This is a genomic window from Gordonia sp. ALPHA1B1 (genome assembly GCF_005502615.1).
Lineage (GTDB): Bacteria > Actinomycetota > Actinomycetes > Mycobacteriales > Mycobacteriaceae > Gordonia > Gordonia hongkongensis.
Genome location: NZ_SCOC01000025.1, coordinates 1 through 19703 on the forward strand (window position 1 = coordinate 1; position 19703 = coordinate 19703).

The 19703-nt window shown below is 67.1% G+C and carries 17 protein-coding genes and 1 pseudogene; 5 read left to right on the forward strand and 13 right to left on the reverse strand.

Annotated features, from left to right (window positions below):
* Together FFS52_RS16350 and istB are read left to right on the forward strand one after the other, a co-directional pair.
* A pseudogene (locus FFS52_RS16350) lies at positions 1–249 on the forward strand (IS21 family transposase); the annotation flags it as partial.
* Complete coding sequence (istB, locus tag FFS52_RS16355; RefSeq protein ID WP_137810296.1) at positions 246–1034, forward strand: IS21-like element helper ATPase IstB; 789 nt, start codon at positions 246–248, stop codon at positions 1032–1034. The pseudogene FFS52_RS16350 and the gene istB, both read left to right, overlap by 4 nt.
* Positions 1035–1563: 529 nt before the next feature.
* On the opposite strand, the gene FFS52_RS16360 is transcribed toward istB, so the two are convergent.
* From FFS52_RS16360 to FFS52_RS16375, 4 genes are read right to left on the reverse strand one after another with little or no spacing between them, the layout of a single operon-like run.
* Complete coding sequence (locus FFS52_RS16360) at positions 1564–2619, reverse strand: prenyltransferase (RefSeq protein WP_068971116.1); 1056 nt, start codon at positions 2617–2619, stop codon at positions 1564–1566.
* Between the two features lie 25 nt (positions 2620–2644).
* Positions 2645–3376 carry a class I SAM-dependent methyltransferase gene (locus tag FFS52_RS16365; protein ID WP_058252426.1) on the reverse strand — a complete coding sequence of 244 codons (732 nt, stop codon included), beginning with the start codon at positions 3374–3376 and terminating at the stop codon, positions 2645–2647.
* The gene (locus FFS52_RS16370) at positions 3363–4637 is read right to left on the reverse strand and encodes a glycosyltransferase family 4 protein (protein WP_058252447.1); all 1275 of its coding nucleotides are present in this window, start codon (positions 4635–4637) and stop codon (positions 3363–3365) included. Before FFS52_RS16370 ends, FFS52_RS16365 begins: the two co-directional genes overlap by 14 nt.
* 2 nt (positions 4638–4639) lie before the next feature.
* On the reverse strand, positions 4640–6316 hold the full coding sequence (locus FFS52_RS16375; RefSeq protein ID WP_078114127.1) for an FAD-dependent oxidoreductase: 1677 nt from the start codon (positions 6314–6316) through the stop codon (positions 4640–4642).
* A gap of 100 nt (positions 6317–6416) precedes the next feature.
* Here FFS52_RS16375 and FFS52_RS16380 point away from each other — a divergent pair, with 100 nt between their 5' ends.
* The gene (locus FFS52_RS16380; RefSeq protein ID WP_068971118.1) at positions 6417–7244 is read left to right on the forward strand and encodes an acyl-ACP thioesterase domain-containing protein; all 828 of its coding nucleotides are present in this window, start codon (positions 6417–6419) and stop codon (positions 7242–7244) included.
* Between the two features lie 7 nt (positions 7245–7251).
* Here the strand turns inward: FFS52_RS16380 and FFS52_RS16385 are convergent, their stop codons facing one another.
* From FFS52_RS16385 to FFS52_RS16395, 3 genes are all read right to left on the reverse strand, one after another.
* The gene (locus FFS52_RS16385) at positions 7252–7803 is read right to left on the reverse strand and encodes a DUF3558 domain-containing protein (RefSeq protein WP_137810297.1); all 552 of its coding nucleotides are present in this window, start codon (positions 7801–7803) and stop codon (positions 7252–7254) included.
* Positions 7800–8687, reverse strand: a complete 888-nt coding sequence (locus tag FFS52_RS16390) for a DUF3558 family protein (protein WP_068971125.1) — start codon at positions 8685–8687, stop codon at positions 7800–7802. The genes FFS52_RS16385 and FFS52_RS16390 overlap by 4 nt, the downstream gene beginning before the upstream one ends.
* Positions 8688–8868: 181 nt before the next feature.
* Complete coding sequence (locus FFS52_RS16395; RefSeq protein ID WP_058252431.1) at positions 8869–9063, reverse strand: hypothetical protein; 195 nt, start codon at positions 9061–9063, stop codon at positions 8869–8871.
* Between the two features lie 525 nt (positions 9064–9588).
* On the opposite strand from FFS52_RS16395, the gene FFS52_RS23925 reads away from it, so the two are divergent.
* Together FFS52_RS23925 and FFS52_RS16405 are read left to right on the forward strand one after the other, a co-directional pair.
* Positions 9589–10209 (forward strand): hypothetical protein, encoded by a 621-nt coding sequence (locus FFS52_RS23925; protein WP_240199135.1) that lies wholly within the window; start codon positions 9589–9591, stop codon positions 10207–10209.
* A gap of 432 nt (positions 10210–10641) precedes the next feature.
* Positions 10642–11886, forward strand: coding sequence for an HNH endonuclease signature motif containing protein (locus FFS52_RS16405; RefSeq protein ID WP_137810298.1), 1245 nt, complete (start codon positions 10642–10644; stop codon positions 11884–11886).
* Positions 11887–12164: 278 nt separating this feature from the next.
* Here the strand turns inward: FFS52_RS16405 and FFS52_RS16410 are convergent, their stop codons facing one another.
* The 6 genes from FFS52_RS16410 to FFS52_RS16435 form a co-directional block, all read right to left on the reverse strand.
* The gene (locus FFS52_RS16410; RefSeq protein ID WP_137810299.1) at positions 12165–13895 is read right to left on the reverse strand and encodes a hypothetical protein; all 1731 of its coding nucleotides are present in this window, start codon (positions 13893–13895) and stop codon (positions 12165–12167) included.
* Positions 13896–14015: 120 nt separating this feature from the next.
* A complete protein-coding gene (gene atzF, locus FFS52_RS16415; RefSeq protein ID WP_137810300.1) occupies positions 14016–15689 on the reverse strand; it encodes an allophanate hydrolase in 1674 nt (557 codons plus the stop codon).
* A complete protein-coding gene (locus FFS52_RS16420; RefSeq protein ID WP_137810301.1) occupies positions 15686–17755 on the reverse strand; it encodes a 5-oxoprolinase/urea amidolyase family protein in 2070 nt (689 codons plus the stop codon). Before FFS52_RS16420 ends, atzF begins: the two co-directional genes overlap by 4 nt.
* 58 nt (positions 17756–17813) lie before the next feature.
* On the reverse strand, positions 17814–18494 hold the full coding sequence (locus FFS52_RS16425) for an urea amidolyase associated protein UAAP2 (RefSeq protein WP_068971122.1): 681 nt from the start codon (positions 18492–18494) through the stop codon (positions 17814–17816).
* 27 nt (positions 18495–18521) lie between these two features.
* The gene (locus FFS52_RS16430) at positions 18522–19373 is read right to left on the reverse strand and encodes an urea amidolyase associated protein UAAP1 (RefSeq protein ID WP_137810302.1); all 852 of its coding nucleotides are present in this window, start codon (positions 19371–19373) and stop codon (positions 18522–18524) included.
* Positions 19370–19624 carry a hypothetical protein gene (locus FFS52_RS16435; protein WP_137810303.1) on the reverse strand — a complete coding sequence of 85 codons (255 nt, stop codon included), beginning with the start codon at positions 19622–19624 and terminating at the stop codon, positions 19370–19372. The genes FFS52_RS16430 and FFS52_RS16435 overlap by 4 nt, the downstream gene beginning before the upstream one ends.
* Between the last annotated feature and the right edge of the window lie 79 nt (positions 19625–19703).

Genomic DNA, 19703 nt, shown 5'->3' on the forward strand with positions numbered 1-19703 from the left:
GCCGGTGAACTCGATGACATCCTCGGACTCATCACCTCCCACGGCCACGAACAGGTGCTCACCGCCCTGACCAGGGCGGTGGCGTTCCGACGGTTCAAGGCCGCCGATGTGCGCTCGATCCTCGATGCCGGAGCCGGCATCCCCAACCCGCGACCGGCCGGCACAGCACTGCTCGGGCATCTGCCTACCGCGCCCACCCGCTCGCTGGATGCCTACAAACTCGGCGCCGGCGACAAGGAGGTGTCATGACCACCACAACATCGAAACCCGTTGCACCCCAGACAGTGCCACCGCTACCGGCCGACCTTGACCTGGCGCTACGCCGATTGAAACTGGCCTCGATCCGCCGTAGCGCACCCGAGGTCCTACTCACCGCGAAAACTCAGCGATGGACACCCGAAGAAGTGCTGCGAACACTGGTCGAGGCCGAGATCGCCGCCCGTGATGCCTCCAACATCCGCAACCGACTCAAAACTGCCGGGTTCCCAGTCACCAAAACCTTGGAATCGTTCGACGTGGCCGCATCCTCTATCCCGGCCAACACTTTCGACTACCTGTCGTCACTGGAATGGGTTCGGGCTCAACATAACCTGGCCTTGATTGGCCCGGCCGGGACCGGTAAGAGCCACACCCTGATCGGGCTGGGGATCGCCGCAGTGCACGCCGGGCACAAAGTGCGGTACTTCACCGCCGCCGACCTCGTGGAAACCCTGTATCGCGGGCTGGCCGACAACACCGTCGGTAAAACCATCGACACCCTACTGCGCCAAGACCTGATCATCCTCGACGAGATCGGATTCGCCCCACTCGACGACACCGGCACCCAACTGCTGTTCCGACTCGTCGCAGGCGCCTACGAACGCCGATCACTCGCGATCGCCAGCCACTGGCCCTTCGAACAATGGGGACGATTCCTCCCCGAACACACCACCGCCGCCAGCATCCTCGACCGGCTCCTGCACCACGCCACCATCGTCATCACCGACGGCGACTCCTACCGCATGACACACCGAACGGAGGTACCGCCAACCTAAGAACATCCCGCACAGGGTGGGGACTTTCACCTGGCCACCAGCGGGGACATCAAACTGGCCGTTGACACCGCCTGTAAACGCGGCACGATCGCGTGGGGTGGTACTGCGCCATGACTAGATTCAACCGATCGACTGAAGCGCTCACTCTGTAGAAGGCTTCAAAAAGCTCGGGGTCGGTGCAGCGAAATTCTTCGCCAGTGCCATCGAAGGCGAGTTCACCGTGTGACCACCACATGTACTCTGCGCCGGACAGTTTCTCTCGGGCCTCGCCGCCCGCCCCGCTTGTCAAATCCTTATGGAGTTCACGGGCTTCTATGTCCGTAGAAGCGCGCACGTTCACCAGCCAAACTGCGAAAGCCACCAAGCCAGAACTGCATAGGCCGATTACACCGCTCGCTATTAAGGTCGCGAAGTCACTCACAGAGTCGCTCCAGTCTGTGAGCTGTTCTGACGCAAGTCGAGCCAGAACTGTGGACTTTCTCAACGTTCGATGCTTGGTTGCCTGATATAAAACAGCTAGGTCAGCATTTCAGGGAGTCGGTGCGACGAGCCGCTGGCGGACGTCCCGGAAGATCCCGTTGGCCACGCTGGTGCGGCTCACCGCATCGGCCGCCAGGATCACAGCCGCCGAGGTCCAGCAGCTCTTCTCGACCGGCCAGCGTTTGCCGTCGGCGAAAACCAGTCCGGTCCAATACGATCCGTCCGGGTCGCGCAGATGCTGAATCGACGCGATGAGCTCGATGGCATCGGCGGTGTCACCGAGGGCATCGAGTGCCAGTGCCAGCTCACAGGTCTCGGCGCCGGTGACCCAGGGACGATGGTCGACGCAGCGAACACCCTTGCCGGGCACCACGAACTGTTCCCACCGCCGCGCGATGAGTTCCTGCCCGTCGCGTCCGCGGACGGCGCCGCCGAGGATCGGGTAGTACCAGTCCATGGAGTGTTCGGACGGCGGGGTGAAGGTCTGCCACTCGTCACGCGTGACGTCGGCACGGATCGCGTCGCCGAGCACACTGTGCGCCGCGATCCAGTCGGCGTCGGGCTGATCCATCTCACCGGCGATCCGGATTGCGCAGTCCAGCGCTTGGAAGATGCTGGCGTTCCCGGTGATCAGCGCTTCACCGAACATCGCTCCGGTCCGGTGGTCGCCGCCCCAGCGGAACGCACCGTCCTCACGCTGGAAGCGCAGCACGCAGTCGATCGCCGACCAGACCACCGGCCACATCTTCTGCAAGAAGGCGTCGTCACCGGTGATCAGATAGTGATGCCAGACCCCGACCGCGATGTAGGCGCAGAAGTTGCTGTCGGTGCCGGCGTCCTCCACCTTTCCTACGACGGTGCGGATCGGCCACGACCCGTCGTCGCGCTGTTTACGCCGCGACCACTCGTAAGCCGCCTCTGCCTCGGAGTGAAACCCGGTCACGGACAACGCCATCGCCGATTCGATGTGGTCCCATGGGTCGGTCTGCCCGCCCGGGAACCACGGCAACGCACCGTCGGCCTCCTGCATGCCGACGATCGCGGCACCGGTGGCCCGCATCTGCTCGGCCGTGACCACACCGGGGATCGCCGGGACGGCCGTCATGGGGCTCCCGTCCTGGAGGCCCCCGTCATGAAGACGCGGTGGCGGTCTCGGGCTTGCGCAGGTACAGGGCCACCGACTTGCCGATGAGCGGGTTGAGCACCTGCTCGCCGACCCGGGTCAGCCACGGCTTGCTCATCATGTCCCAGACCAACAGCTGGTGGTAGCCCTTCACCAGGACATTGTCGTTGTTCTCGACTCCCACAGCGCATTTCAGCCACCAGTAGGGGGCGTGCAGGGCATGGGCGTGGTCGGTGCCGGTGACCTCGAGTCCGGCTCGCTGCAACTTGCCCGCGAGCTCGGAGGCCTTGTAGATGCGGACGTGTCCGCCCTCGACCTCGTGGTACTCGTCCGACAGGGCCCAGCACACCTTCTCCGGCCAGTACCGGGGCACGGTGACCGCGGCGACGCCACCCGGCTTCAGCACGCGCACCATCTCACTGATCGCGCCCTCGTCGGTCGGGATGTGCTCGAGGATCTCGCTCATCAGGACGACGTCGAAGCTGTTGTCCGCGTACGGGAGTCGAAGCGCATCCCCGACCTCGGCGCGCGCCTTGGCCGACGCGGGCACGTGACCCTCCGCCATCATGGCGTCGAACATCTCACCGACGTCGGACATGTCGCTCTCGGACATGTCGAAGGCGATGACCTCCGCGCCACGACGGAACATCTCGAACGAGTGCCTACCCTGCCCCGCCCCGATGTCGATCGCCTTGGTGCCCGGTCCAACGCCAAGCCGGTCGAAATCAACTGTGAGCACTCGATGTCCCTTCTGTTGCCCGCCGATGTCCGGCGAGCACGGTTTCGTAGTGAGCCGCAGTCTTCGCGGCCACTGCTGCCCAGCTGTAGTGCTCCTCGGCGCGTCGACGACCACCGTCGCCGAGACGCGTCCGCAGATCGGCATCGTCCAGCAGCCGGCCGATCGCCTGCGCCAGGCGTCCGGAATCCCGCGGCGGCACCAGCAACGCCGCCTCCTCAGCGGTGCCGACGACCTCGGGGATCGCACCGGCCCGGGTTGCCACCAGCGGCGTTCCGCAACTCATGGCCTCGACCGCCGGCAGCGAGAACCCCTCGTACAACGAGGGCACACACGCCACCTCGGCGGAGGCGAGCAGGCCGGCGATCTCGGAGTCCTCGAGGCCGGACACCACCGAGACGCGATCGCCGATCGCCAGATCCTCGATCATCTTGGCGGACGGACCGTTCGGGTCCAACTTGGACACCAGTACCAATTCGACATCCCGCTCGGAGGACAGCTTCGCGACCGCCTCGAGCAGGTACGAGACACCCTTCAGCGGCGCGTCGGCACTGGCGACACACACGATACGTCCGGGAACGCGCGTGGCGGCCGGCGTGAAGATCTCGGTGTCCACCCCCAGCGGGATGGTGGTGATCCGACCCGACGGGATGTCGAAGGCCTTGCGAATGTCGACCTCGCTGCTGCGGGAAACGGTGAGCAGCTCGGGGATACGGCGTGAGACGCGCCCCTGCATGCGCAGGAACGAATGCCACCGCCAGGCACTGATCTTGCGCCACCCCTTGGCCGCCTTCACCGCCAGTGTGCGGTCGCGGGTGATGGGGTGGTGGATCGTCGCGATCAGCGGGAACCCGGCCTTCTGGATGTCGAGCAGTCCGTAACCGAGGCACTGGTTGTCGTGCACGATGTCGAAGTCGTCGCGGCGCTCTTTGAGAAGGCGCGCCACCCGGAGGCTGAACGTGAGCGGTTCGCCGAAGCTCGCCGTCCACATCGAGCCGACCTCGAGCACGTCGATCCAATCGCGGTACTCGCCCGGACGAGGCGTCCGGAACGGGTCCGGCTCGTCGTAGAGACCGAGGCTCGGCACTTTGGTGACGGTGACCCCGGCGTCGATGGCCACCTGGTCCAGTTCGGGGTAGGGCTGCCCCGAGAAGATCTCGACGCTGTGCCCCAGCAGTGCCAGTTCGCGGGAGAGGTGGCGGACGTAGACGCCCTGGCCACCGCAGTGCGGCTTGCTTCGGTACGAGAGCAGTGCGATGCGCACGGTCACTGCGCCCCGGCGGTGGCAGCCGCCTCGAACTCGGAGATTCTGACGAACTTCGTGCGGACCCGGCCGGTGGCCCTGCCCGCGGACTTCTCGGCGGCGTCGATCGCCTTCCAGCCCGTGAGGTCGATGCGGTTGGCGCCGCGGTCGGCCACGAGTGCGGCGACGTCGTCCCGCGAGGTCGAGGGGTCGTCGAACGCGGCGGCGACGAAGTCCGCGATGACCGCCTGCGCGGTCTCCTGACCGCAGATGCGGTTCATGCCGATACCCCCTGTCGCTCCTCGCTTGATCCAACCCGTGACGTACAGGCCGGGCATCACATCGCCGTCGGCCGCGGTCTGGACCCGCCCCTCGGTGTTGGGGACGACGCCGTGCCCCTCGTCGAACGGTAGGTCGGTGACCGGCACGCCCCGGTAACCGATGGCCCGCAGGACCAGTCCGGTCTCGAGGTCGAACCGATCCTCGGTGGGTGTCACCGCGACTGTCCCGGTCGCGTCGGCGTAGGCGTTGCGCACGCACGTAAGCGTAGCCACTTCCCCGTCACCGGCAATTTCGACGGGAGACGTGAGGAACCGGAACACAATGCGCTTGTTGCCCGGCGTCTGCGGACGCTCGGCGAATTCTCGGGCGAGACGCACCTTGGTGGCGATCGTCGAGTCGAGCGTGTCGTCGGACTGCGCCGCCTCCGAGGCCGGGTCGAGGACCAGCTCGTCGGGGTCGATGACGACGTCGACACCGTCGACGTCACCGAGTGCCAGGAACTCGCTGTTGGTGTATGCCGCCTGCGCCACGCCGCGGCGGCCCAGGAGCACCACCTCGGAGATGTTGGATTCACGCAGCTTCGCGAGGGCGTGGTCGGCGATGTCGGTCTTGGCGAGCTCGTCGGGGTCGGTGACGAGGATGCGCGCGACGTCGAGTGCCACGTTGCCGTTGCCGACCACGACGGCCCGCTCGCCCGACAGATCGACGTCGAGGTCGGCGAAGTCCGGGTGACCGTTGTACCAGGCGACGAACTGGGTCGCGGCGACCGAATTGCGCAGATCCTCGCCTTCGATGCCCAGCCGCTTGTCGGTCGCGGCGCCGACCGCGTAGATCACCGCGTGGTAGCGGGCGACCAGCTCGTCGTGGCTGATGTGCTTGCCGACCTCGACATTGAGGTAGTAGCTGAAGTTCTTCTTCGCCGCGACCGAGGCGAAGGTCTTCTCCACGCCCTTGGTGGCGCTGTGGTCCGGTGCGACTCCGGCGCGCACGAGTCCGTAGGGCGTCGGCAGCCGATCGAACATGTCGACCTTGATGGCCGGTTTGCGGACGAGCTCCTCGGCGGCGTAGAAGGCCGCCGGCCCGGCACCCACGATGGCCACGTGCAGTTCCTTCTCGGGCAGCTTGGGTGCCTTGCGCGGTGGCACGAGGCCGCCCTCGACGTCGTGGTCCTTGTAGTAGTCCGCGTTGATCTGGAGGTACGGCTCGTCACGCTCGTCCAGCTGATCGTCGGGGATGATCGCCTCCACCGGGCACTCGTCGATGCAGGCGCCGCAATCGATGCAGGTCTCCGGATCGATGTAGAGGGCCTCCGCCGTGAGGAACTCCGGCTCGTCGGGCGTGGGGTGGATGCAGTTCACCGGACACACGCTGACGCAACTGGCATCGTTGCAACATGGGCGGGTAATCACATGCGCCATCTGCTGTTTCCTCGTGATCCGACACGTAGAACGTGTTCTATTTTTCCGATTGAATGTATCTTAGCCGCAAAGATACCGGCGACCTATTGGAGGGACTCGAGTGAGCCAGGTTACGCCAGCAGTGTCGGTTGCATCACTCCCGGATCGCAAGCCTGGTGCCCAGTTCTACGAGGTGGGCTATCGCGTCCGCACCGGCGACGTCGATCAGGACATGCGTGTGCGCCTCGATGCGGTGGCCCGCTACCTGCAGGACGTCGCCAACGACAACCTCGAGGCAACCGAGTTCAGCGCGACCGACCCGTTCTGGATCGTTCGGCGGACCATCATCGATGTCATCGAGCCCATCACCTGGCCGGGTACGGTGACCGCGCAGCGCTGGTGCGGTGCCCTGTCGACGCGCTGGACCAACATGCGCGTGCGCCTCACCGCCGAGCACGAGACAAACCGGTTCAACCCCCGACCGCGTCCCGCGGGCCTGATCGAGACCGAGGCGTTCTGGATCAACGTCAACGAGCAGGGCGTGCCGTCACGCCTGTCCGACGACGCCTTCGCGATGCTGTCGGCGATGACCGACGAGCACCGCCTTCGCTGGCGGTCGATGAACCCCGAGAAGGCCCCCGACGCCGCCGACATCGACTTCCCCGACCGTGAACACGTTCTCCGGATCACCGACTTCGACCCGTTCAAGCACCTCAACAATGCCGCCTACCTCGAGGCGATCGAGGACGAACTCGTCGAGCATCCCGACCTGGTCGACGCTCCGCACCGGGTGGTCATCGAGTACCTGCGGCCCATCGTGCCGGGCACGCGGCTGGTCCTGCGCCGGGTGCGCGAGGACGACCGGCTCACCGTGTGGTTGATGATGCCGGGCACCGGCGACGAACTCGTGGTCGCGGCCAGCGTCGTCGTCGGGCCGCTCCCGGGGTGAGCAACTTCTACTGACCGCCCTGGAGCAGCAACTCCATCAGCTTGATCGGCGCCGCGCACGGATCGCCCTGGGGCGCGCCGCGAGGTTCGACGAACCAGGTGAAGATGCCGCGGCTCGGCGCGCGGGCGGTCACACCGCAGACGCCCGGCCGGTCGGGACTGCGCTGGGTGAACGCCGACTGGCTGGCGACCTTGATGTTCTCGGTCTGGAAACCGAGCTTCTTGGCCGTCTCCTTCTCCACGTTGACGTTGCCCCACTCGAACCAGTTGAACGTCACACTCACCACGTCGGTGGTGCCGGAGACCAGCCATCGGCAGATGGCCCCGCTGAACGACCGTTCGGCGAACCCGCCGCCGGCGACGACATCGGCGATCATCGCGTCGGGTAGCACATCGCATTCGAGCAAGAGCCGGTCGAACTGGTCGGTGTCGATGTCGCTGCTGCCGGACTGGTCCGCGGCCCCCAACGGCACCGCCTCACCGTCGACGGTGCGCGCACACCCGGCCAGGGCGGTCAGTCCCAGCAGCACCGCGGCGATCACGATGAGGGCGCGCTTCACGACGCACGCTCTATCGACAGCGTCGCCAGCTCGCGTGCGGCGTCACAGATCTCTTCGATCGGCCGTGGTGTCGCCGCGTCGCCGCGGATCGACCATTCGAAGAAGTCCGCGCCGAAACCGATGCCGACCTCACAGATCTGACCTGATTGCGTGTAACCGATGAATCCCTCGTGGCCGTCGATCTCGAGTCTGTTGGTGACGTCGCGCGACAACTTCACGTTCGCCTCCTCACGACCGATCGGCGATCCGCGATACCAGTTGAACGAGGCGACGGCACCCGTCCTCGAACCGGTCGTGTCCCATTCGCACACCGAGGTGTTGTTCACGGTCTCGGTGAGTCCACCGAACCCGGTGATGCGGACCACCTCCTCGAGGGACACACCGCCGCATTCGCCGAAGAACGGTCCGGAACCGGCCTGGGCGGGCGCCTCGGGCGTGTTCGGAGTGTTTGGATCCGACGTCGGCTCGTCGTCCGAGCAGGCGCCGACGAGAAGCGTGATCGCTGCCAGTACCGCGATGAGCAAGGTGCCGTCGCGCAGCCGATCCAGTTGACGCCGTTCACGTTTCGTCGGCCGACCGGCACCGCGGTCGCGGCGCGGCTGACTCGCGAGGATCTCCTTCGGCGGCGGCGGCGGAGACCGGTCGATGAAGCACTCGGCGGCCATCGGCGCCGACACCCGTTTACTGATCGTCCTGGTGACCTCGACGATGCGCTCGCGTCCGGCGAGCCGTACGCGGACCTCGTCACCCGGCACCACCGGCTGGGCCGGTTTGGCGGTCACCCCATTCACGCGGACGTGCCCGCCCCGACACGCGGCGCCCGCCGCCGATCGGGTCTTGGTCAGACGGATGGCCCAGATGTAGGCATCGACGCGGGTGGACATGGTCAGCCGCCCAGCCGACTCGTCCGCAACCCGGGAGTCCGTCCGGCGCAGGCGCCCCGACCCGGTTCAGTGCCCACGACGCCGACTCCCTTCACCGCGCTTTCAACCCTGCCGGGTGCTCGTTGGGCACCACTGTAGCGGGGTCGCCCAGCCCGCCGCGGGTGCTGAACAGGCGACACCGTCAGCGCTTGCGCGTCAGCAGGTATGCGCCCCCGCCGACGGCCAGGACGAGGAACAGGATCGCCAGGAAGGTCTGGTCGAGCAGCAGCAACGTCACGAACACCGCGATGCCCGGTGACACCGCGACCAGGCTCATCGCCGGGTGCTGACGCACGACCTCCGACACCGCTCTGCTCTTGTCCCGATCGATGGCCATGATGCCCTCCCTGGTCGGTTGCACCCGGACCGGTCCGTGAACGGCCCGGGGTCGTGTGCCCAGGGTAGTCGCGTATCGCGACAGGCCCGGACAATCGCCCCCGTTCCGGTCAGGGACTCTGCGGCCTGACCCCTGCTCTCAGCTCATCGAACTGCCCGCGAAGCGAATAGCCATATCGTCAGCCACACGCTCCGATGTCGGCAGATGTTTCTGCCCGAGGAGTCGGCCGGGACGTCCAACGCGAACGTGTGAGGGCTGGCGAGGATGCCGGTGACCGCGGCGGAGCCGGCACCGATGTCGGGTCCACCCGATCATGTCTACTCCGTCTGACATGTCTATGCCGTTCAGCGGCTTCAATTCTGGTGGAATGTGGAGGGCCGCGGTTTCTACTTCTTGCTTCGCTCCGAAGTCTGGTCTGACCTGGTTCACCTGGGAAGTGATCGACTGCATACTGCATCAGATGAGACGCCTCGGCGTTCTCACAAAGGATGGCCGCGGCAACCCCGTCCGGCGCATAGTCGTGGCATGCTGCGTTTCTGTGCTGACGTCTCAGCCGCGGACTGGATCACACGAAGTCGCGACGCGACCGACGACGTCGCGTCGGGCCAGGCTTGGAAAGCTCTAGCGCTGTTCGGCCCTCCTGAGTTCGAGGCCTACGCGCGGGTCCGTTTCATACCGGATCCAGACCGTCCTCACCAGAGCGTTCCGAGCCAGGACTTCACACAGCCCGCCTATGAGGGCTACGAGCACGCCATCGTCGCCAGGACGTGTAGAGCCCTGGCTGCGGCGACGCGCAGCTCCGACGAGTGCTACTTCGCGATCTGGGCCCGCTATTCAGGTGTCGCGTCCCCTCTACCGGGTGGCCCTCGGATGTACATCCCCAACCGCGGCTACCACCTCTACGTCGGCACACTGTCCGACCTCAAGGCGTGGGAGGAGCCCTTGACACACGAAACGCCTGCGCTATTTCACGACCCGCCGGCCTTTGTATGGCCCGCTGACCATGCCTGGTGCCTGGCAAGCGACACCGATCCTCACTGGGCCGGGATCGGGGCGAACACAGCCACCATCCGCGACCTCACATTGCGAGACGACATCGATGTCGTGACCGCAGACCGCTACGGTCGCCAGCCGTTCTACGACTAACGCACAGAACCGAGGATGGATGAAACAAACGTCGCGGATTCCGACTACTGACCGTAGGTGTATCGCAGGTTGGCGTTGATCAGGTGGCCGATCCGTTGGCACAGATGACGGAGCTGGCGGTCTTCCGAGTCGCGACCCGCTTTCGTCTGCCGATGCGGTGCGACTCGGCTGGGCTCAGGGAACATGCGCGGGCAGTCGGCTGTTTCGTTGCACATCCTCGGCGTTGTACCCGCTCCTGTTGTCGGCTGCGTAGTGGTGATGACAACCCTGTTCGATCAACAGCCTGCGACTGTTGGGGTTTCTGTTCACCACGGTTCACTGCGGTTCACCACTGATGTTCTTGTGACATAGGTTGCCGCACAGCTCGATTCGACGGCAGATAGGTTGTGGACAAACCTCGTCGTCGAACGTTTTGGCGAGTACCTTGGTCTCATGTCCTCGATCACCGAGCTCCGCGACACCCTCATCGGTCTGCAACCCCCACCCGACGACGGGAGTGGTCGCGCGGCGGTCGAGCGACTCGACGAACTACGCGTGCTACGCAACGTCCTCGATCACCAGATCGCCGTCCACATCGCCCTGTTGGAGGATTCGGGAGCACCGGCGCGAGCAGGGTCGACGACCCGATCCTGGCTGATCGAGATGGGCCTACCCCCGACGGCCGCGCACCGCGGTGCACGGATCGCCGCCGGACTGGGATCGTTACCGAAAGTCGCTGACTGCGCCGCCGACGGGTATCTGTCTGCCGAGTGTGTTGACGCGATGGTCCGCGGCATCGCGTCCATCGACAAACAGGCAGCGCCCGCGCTGACCGACGATGACCGGTCGGTGTTCGAGAGCGAGCTGCTCGCGCAGGCGTTCTCCGGGGCCACCCCCGCCGAGATCAACACTCACGCCCGCAGTATCGCCATGCGGGTCGCCGTTGACGATCCGCACGCGGTTGCGGCAGCCGATGATGCGTCGCTGAACACTGTGCACACCAGGGTGACCGACGAAGGCCGGGTCGCGATCACTGCAGACGTAACCGCAGTGATCGGGGAGAAGTTCCTGTCGATGATCGACGAACGCTCCTGCCCGCGCCCCGAACCCGACGGCGCCGACGACCGCCGCGATGCCGGCCAACGCCGCGCGGACGGTCTGGAACTCCTTCTAGACCAGGCTGCGATCGGTGCAGCGATGACCACTGCGGGCGCACCGCGAACGCAGTTACTCATCACCATTCCTGCTGATGGCGTTGGACAGGCAAGGTTGCCGTGGGTCGGAGCAGTGACAGGCTCGACAGCACAACAACTCTCGTGCGACGGCGCGGTGGCCGACATCGTCCTCGACAGTGAGGGGGTGCCGTTGCGGATGGGAACGACGAAGCGGTTGTTCCCGCATCACCTGCGGCAAGCGATCGTCGTGCGGGATATGTGTTGCGTGAAGTGTGGTGCCCCAGCGGCACATACGCAAGTTCACCATCTGATCCCCTGGGCTGATGGTGGCGCTACTGATTTGGACAACGGGTGCCTGCTCTGCCAGCGCTGTCACACCCAGGTCCACCACCACGGCTGGCAGGTCGTGATGGGTCCCGACCGTCATCCCTGGCTCATCCCGCCCGCTGACATCGACCCGAAACGTCTACCCCGGCCGGCCTACAACCGGCGCACCATGCGACTCGACGACGCACTCGCGTAACCGCCTTTGCCCCACAGGCCCTCCGGCATCGACCCCGACGCCACACGACCCTTGACAACTCCACAGTGTTAAAACAAACCCCTGCCCACCGGGGCACTGTCGCGGAAGATGATCAGTAGCAATCTCTTCGCGAGAGATCCCTGGGGTCCCGGGGGGGGATCGAAGCTGCACTTGAGATCAACCGTTCCCGCCTTCACAGCAACCAATAGCCAGGCGGTGAGTCAGCCCCGGCCCGGCCCCCTCCCCTCAGAGCGCAGCGAGCCTGGAACACTTTCGGATCAGGCCGCGGCATCTTCGGAATCGCTGCCGGAATCGGAATCGGCGCTCGAGTCCGAGTCGCTACCGGAGTCGTTGCCATCGGAATCAGAGGTGTCGGGATCAGCGGCGTCGGAGTCCGCGGCGTCGGAACCGGCTCCGTCGGAATCCGAAGTGTCAGGATCCGAGGTGTCGGAGTCCGCGCCGCCGGACTCGGGCGCGTCGGAGTCTCCGGCATCCGAATACTCGACGCCGCTGTCGTCGGAAGCCTCAGGCGCCCGGTGCTTGCCGACGTAGGAATCCTCCGCCGAGCGGTGCTTGCCGACGTAGCTCCCGGCCTCGTCGGCCTTGTCGTCGGTGGCGACCGGCTCCGCAGACGCATCGACGATCGACATGATCGTGCGCGCCACGGTGTTCGACGCCCCGGAGCCGATTGCCTCGTTGCCGATCGGTTCGGTCGCGGGCAGACAGAACGGGAACTCGTAACTCGGGATGCGGATAACGGGGACGAGTTCGCCGGTGTCGAGTTGCCCGAACTCGATGACCGGCAGGCCCAGCCGATTCGGCCGGAGCTCGCCGTTGACCTCGACCAGCGGCCGGAAGGTGACGGTTGAACCCAGCCAGTCGACGGTGATCGGAGCCGTGAATCCGTAATCGCTTGTCAGCCGGAGGAAGTTCCCGCTGAACAGGTCGTAGTCGCCCCCGATGCTCAGGCGGGCGAAGTCCTTGGAAAGCGACATCCAGTCGCCGTCGAAGTCGATTCCGGAACCACTCAGGGCGCCGGCGAGCAGACCCTCGAGAACGTCGGCGCCGAGTCCGCCGAGAACCCCTCCCGGATCGGCGATCAGCGCTGTCGGGTCAGTGAGCGCGAACTGGAGTTCGCCGTTCGGTTGCTGCCACCGGAAGTCGAAGGTGCCCAGCACGTTCGCGCAGGCTCCGACGCCGTCGGCATAGGCACCGGTGAGGCCGCCATAGCAACCCACGCCCTGGACGCCGGGGATCGTCGTGATCGTCTCGCCGAGGACCGTGACGTCGAGCGGCCCGGTGTTCCACGCGTGTGCCATCCCGATCAGTGCGAACGACCTCGCCGTCCGTCCGTCACTCGCCCCCGCGGTCGCGATGCTCAGCGGCAGATACGATGTCGCAGTTGCGTCGCCGCCACGGTATGCGAGCGCGAACTGGAAGCCGTTCCCGGCGACCGTCGCCGAACCCTCGGTGGCGGGGCCGTCGGTCATCGTCGGCGGCAGGTCGATGCCGAGAAAGCGGAGGATGTCGCCGAGGACCGAACCGGACACGGTGTCGAACACCTGCTTGACCGGATCGTAGATCGCGACCGGCACCACCTCGATGCGGTCGGGCAGGACGACGGCGAGTCCGATGCCGCCGAGCTCGGTGCTCGACTGAGAGCAGTCGGCCCCGTCCCGGACGCCGCCCGACATACAGCTCTGGATGCGCCACTGCTCCGCGATGTCGGCAAGCGCGCCGTTGCCGATCGTGGTGACCAGGCTGCCGAGCGGATTGCCACTGTCGAAACCCGTCGACCAGTCGCGCAGATCGTCGATCTCGGACGGGATACCCGGGAGAATGGCCGCCTCAGCCACCGCCGGTTCCGCGACCTGTCCGGCGCCGATCGCGGCTACGGTCGCCAACGCGGCCGCCCCCGCGATCGCACGATGCTGCCGCCGCTGCTTCCGGTTCTCGCGTCGAGCGACCTTCTCCGATCGCTGAATTCCGCTGCGCCCCAACCTGGTCATCCGTCCCACCCTCTTCTCCCCGACCGCCCGAGCTGAGTAAGTGAATCATCACGCTCGGTGAACAGATGGTCGATCGGAGGAAATGGCACGAATCGGCGGTTCTGGTCAGACGTCCCACTCCTACCAGCGGTCGCGGTCGAGACCCTGACCGGAGGCACCGGCGTCGGCGGCGCACCCGAATCCCACGACCCAGCGGGCGGGACCGCTCTCTCCCGCGGCGATCTCGACCTTGCCCAGCATCATCGGCTCGGGCAGGGCGGCCAGGAACTCCCCCAGCGCCGACGGGGCGAGCGTCCACACCTCGCCGCGAATCGCACGGCCGGCCTCGGGATCGCGGATCAGTCCCGGTTTGGGCGGGGTCGTGTCAAGTGCGACCAGACGGTACGACGGGGTCGTGGTGACCTCGCCGGCCCACCGGGCACCCCGTTCGCTCAGCTCGTGCGTCAGAGGCCCACCCCGCATGTGCGCCCCGAAGACCGCGAGTTCGATCGCATCGTCGGGCTCCGCCCAGGAGGACGCCACCGAGTCGTCACCGACGAAGCGACGTGCCACGTCGACGAGCACGGCGTCGGCATGCGCGACGCCCAGGAACGTGACGCCGAACTGTGCTGTGCTGCCGTCGTCTTCGACGACCGTCCCGGCCGGCACCGCGAGTCCGCAGAGGTCGAAGAGGTTGCAGAAGTTGGTGTACGTGCCCATCCGCGAGTTCACGCCCACCGGATCGGCGGCCACCTCGGCGAGCGTCGGGTGCGCCGGCGCGGTCGGGACCATCAGGACCGTCGCATCGCCCCACTGGTCCATCGCCGCCGCACGAAGGTCCGCAAGCCGACGACGGGCGCGCAACAGGTCGACCGCCGAGAAACGGTCCGCCGCACCGATGATGGCCGACACCGTCGGATCGAGGCCGGCGGCGCCGGGATCGGCAACGGAATCGAGGTACTCCCCCACCGCCTCGTATCGCTCGGCGACGAGCGCGTCGTCGTAGAGGAGCCGGGCGGCCTCGAGGAACGGCGACAGGTCGACGGTCTTGATCATGAGCCCCGCCGCCTCGGCACGATGCACCGCGTCGTCGAACGCGGCGCGCCACCTGTCGTCCAGACCGGGCAGCTCGGTGGGCACGGCGACGACCGGGCGTTCGGGCGCGGCGTAGGGCACGGACTTCGGGAAGGGGCGTGTCCCAGCGGCTTTCGCCATCACCGCAACCGATCGGTCCGCCAGCGCGAGGTCGGCGGCGAAGATCGTGAGGACATCGTAGCTCCGACAGGCGGGTACGACTCCGTCGGTGGAGACGACACCGAGGGTCGGCTTGACACCGACGATGCCCTGCAGGCCCGCCGGCACCCGACCCGACCCGGCGGTGTCGGTCCCGATGGCGATGTCGGCGAATCCGAGGGCGACCGCCACCGCCGACCCCGAGCTCGATCCACCCGAGATGCGGTCGGGGCGTCGGGAATCCCGCACCGCACCATAGGGGCTTCGCGTTCCCACCAGTCCGGTCGCGAACTGGTCGAGGTTGGTCTTGCCCAGCACCACCGCGCCGGCCGCACGCAGGGCGGCGACCGCGGGCGCATCGGCCTCGGGGGTGAAAGCGAAACCGGGACACCCGGCGGTGGTCGGCAGACCGCCGACGTCGACGTTGTCCTTGACCGCGAGGAGAATGCCCGCCAGCGGGCCGCCGGTCGCGACGGACCGCTCGTATTCGGCACGCACCTCGGCCTCAGGCCGGAGCGTGATGAACACCTCCGGACGATCCGCCTCGGCGATCCGCGCGTACACCTCGTCGATCCTGCTCATGCCACCCGCTCCTCGTCGTCCGCACTCTTCGACGCTCCGCCGTCGGCCACGCTCACACCGGCCGCTCGCGCAGCGAATTCACCTTGTAACGACCATCTCTCGCGCTCCTCGGCGCGGGCGATCTCCATCGTCTCCCGGCGAGCCGCGATGTCGCCGGCGTGCTCGTCGAGGAAGCGCTGGTGCGCGGCCAGCGAGAACTCACCGTCGACGATCTTCGTGCTGTCGCCGCGCCCGGCGGCGACGTCGGCCCGCATGTCCAGGAGCTCTTCGGCGCTGACCGGATACCAGTGGATTCGATCGAAGAACCGCAGGAGCCACGGGTGTTCGGGATCGAAACCCGGGGCCGGCAACGGATGCCGGTGATTCCACACCTGGGTTGTCCGTCCGACGAACTGATAACCGCCCGGGCCCTCCATGCCGTAGATGCACAGGTAAGCGCCGCCGATACCCACCGCGTTCTCCGGGGTCCAGGTGCGGGCGGGGTTGTACTTGGTCGTGACCAGGCGGTGGCGTGGATCCAGCGGAACGGCCACCGGCGCACCAAGATAGACGTCGCCGAGGCCGAGGACGAGGTAACTGGCGTCGAAGACGGTTCGGTACACGTCGTCGACGGAGTCCAGGCCGTTCATCCGGCGGATGAACTCGATGTTCCACGGACACCACGGGGCGTCGGACCGCACGCCGAGCATGTACCGTTCGATTGCCTCGCGAGTGGCCGGGTCGTCCCATGAGAGCGGCAGGTGCACCGTGCGGCTCGGCACCACGAGGTCTTCGGCGGCCGGCAGTTGGCTCTCGCATTCGGTCAGCCACTCCAGCATCTGCGCCTGCGACCACACGTCCGGGTCCGCCTTCACCTGCAGGGAGCGGATTCCCGGCGTGAGATCGACCAGCCCGCGCGGCTTCTCGGCGGCAATCCGCTCGGCCAGCGCATGCACCCGGGCCCGCAGGGCCAGGTCGAGGTGCATCTCGCCGTACTCGACGAGCACGTTGTCGTCGCCGGACCGGCGATAGGTGACGGTGGTCGATCCGTCGGCGGTCGTCGTGGTGCCCAGGATTCCGTTGTCGGCGTCGCCGCCCGACGACAGGACGTCGACGAAGCACGCCCGCCGGCCCAGCCCGACCTCGGCGGGCGAGGCCGCACGGTCACCGCGCACCGCGACGAACCGGATCGTGTCACCCGGCTTCAGCTGGCCGAGTTTCCAGCGCTGCGCGGTCGTGACCGTCACCGGGCACACGAATCCACCGAGACTCGGGCCGTCCGGGCCGAGCAGGATCGGCGTGTCCCCGGTGAAGTCGAGGGCGCCGACCGAGTACGCGGTGTCGTGGATGTTCGACGGGTGCAGACCGGCCTCGCCACCGTCGTCGCGCGCCCACCGGGGTTTGGGGCCGATCAGCCGGATACCGGTCCGGTCGGAGTTGAAGTGCACCTCGTAGTCGGTCGCGAACAGATCGGCGATGTCGTCCTCGGTGAAGAACTCCGGGGCGCCGTGGGGCCCGACGGTCACCGCCAGTTGCCAGCTGTTGGTGAACGCCGGCTGCTCGTCGGACAGGATGCGCCGGGGCGCGCCGACCGGCGCACCCAGCAACGTGAGATCGTCGCCGGCCACCAGTGCCCGCCCGTCGAGCCCGCCGAACTTGCCCATGGTGAAGGTGGAGCGGCTCCCGAGGTGATCGGCGGCGTCGAACCCGCCCCCCACCGCCAGATACGCCCGCATGCCGAGGGTGCCGATCGATCCGATGTCGAGCACGTCACCTGGTTCGAGTGTCAGCGGAACCCATTGCGGTGCAACCGTTCCGTTGATCGTCACCGGGACCGGCGCCCCGGTGACGGCCACGACCGCGGACCGGTCGAACCGCAGGGCCGGCCCCATCAGCGTGATCTCGAGACCGGCTGCCGTCCCCGGATTGCCGACAGCGATGTTGGCGAGCCGGAAGGACAGGTCGTCCATGGGACCGGAGGGGGGTACGCCGACCTTCCAGTACCCGACCCGGCCGGGCCAGTCCTGGATGGTGGTGAGCGGACCGGACCGCAACACGGTCACCGCGCCCGTGGTGGTGGCAGACATGATGATGGGATCCTCGTCGGAGTCAGGTGACGCCCGGGGGCGTGGAGGTGAACGGATGTCAGGACGGCCGGGTGACGATGACGCGCACCGCCGTCGGATCGAATCCGTTGCAGGGGTTGTTGATCTGCGGGCAATTCGAGATGAGCACCAGGGTGTCGACCTCGGCGCGCAGCGCCAGTCGCTTGCCGGGGGCGGACAACCCGTCGACGATCCCCAGCGAGCCGTCGGGATCGACGGGGACGTTCATGAAGAAGTTGACGTTGCCGACGAGGTCGGCCTTGCCGAGGCCGTGCCGGCTGCCCTCGATGAGGAAGTTCTCGACGCATGCGTGCTGGTGCTTGGTGTGGTGGCCGTAGCGCAGCGTGTTGGACTCCTGCGAGCAGGCGCCGCCGAGGGTGTCGTGGTTGCCGACCTCGTCGGCCACGATCGTCATCAGCGGAGTGGAGTCGTGGTCACGGATCACGCTGCCGGTGGTGAGGAAGATGTTGCCCTGCGCGGCGATCGTCGCCTGGGCCGAATACCGCTGGGCAGTGTCGGCGGCGGCGTAGAACAAAGTGTCGACGGCCTGGTTGCCGTGCAGGTCGACGATGGTCAGCACGTCGCCGGCGGCGACGACGCCCGACCACGGAGCCCGGTCGCCCACATGCGCGTCGTCGACGACGGTGCCGGGGACGAGAGCGAGTTCGGCGGCCGGCGCCGAGGCGAAATCGGTGATGAGTGCGGTGTTTGTCTCGGTCACGATGGGTGGTCCTCTCTGCGGGTCGGCTCAGTGATGAGCCGCGGCCCAGACGTCTTCGGAGTTGGCGACCGCGCGCTGGTACTCGGGGTCGGTGCCGGCGACCTCGGCCAGCAGCGTGTCGAGATCGCTCTTCGCCTGCCACGCCAGCACTTCCAGCGAGGTGGTGTCGAAATGCGGCGACGGGTCGAGCGGATGCGCGGTGTTGGCGATCGCGACCGTGCACGGCAGATGCAGGATCAGATCGACCGAACGCCCGGGGCCCGCGCTGCCCGTCGAGCGCAGTGTCCCGTCGGCGTCGACGGTGACGCCGTGGAAGAACGACAGCGACGGCGCCACATCCGTAGGTGTCAGACCGTGCTTCGCGGCCGCGAGCGTGAACAGCTCACGTCCGGCCGGACTACCCGAATGCACCTCCCCGGCTCCATATCTCGCGGTGTTGCCCGCGAGGGTCGAGGTACCGCACAGGGCGTCGTGGTGACCGGAATCGTCGGCGACCACGGTTGCCAGCACGCGGCCCTGATCGCTGAGGAGCGGATGACCCGCACCCAGGTACGCCTGCCACGGGACCTTCACGGTGTCGGCGACGTTGAGACGCTCCCACGGCGCGTCGGCGCGCCAGAGCAGCAGATGTGCGCAGGCCGCGCCGGCCACATCGGTGAGCCGCAACCGGGTCCCCCGTGCCAGGACCTTGCTGGTGTAGCGGCCACCGGGCACCGCCTCCGCCCAGGTCAGCGAGGTGGCCGGGACGTCGGCGGGCGGGTTGGGCCAGGCCGATGGCGGCACCACCGGCATGCTGTCGGTGATGGCACCGGCCTGCGCACGGGCGTGTTCGCGGGCGCCCGTGGTGGTGCCGGTACCCGCCGCGGTGATCGTGCTCATTCGGAACTCCTTGTTGTAGATGGTGTTCGGGTGCCACCCTGCTCCCCGAGAAGCGAGCTAGCGAACGTCTCCCCCTGCTCCCCGAGAAGCGAGCTAGCGAACGTCTCCCCCTGCTCCCTGAGGAGCGAGCTTGCGAGCGTCTCCCCCTGCTCCCTGAGGAGCGAGCTTGCGAGCGTCTCCCCCTGCTCCCTGAGGAGCGAGCTTGCGAGCGTCTCCCCCTGCTCCCTGAGGAGCGAGCTTGCGAGCGTCACGAAGGGTCTTCGCAACTCGTCTCGCCAGGACCCTTCGTGACGCGCCCTCCGCAAGCTCCGGGCGCTCCTCAGGGAGCAG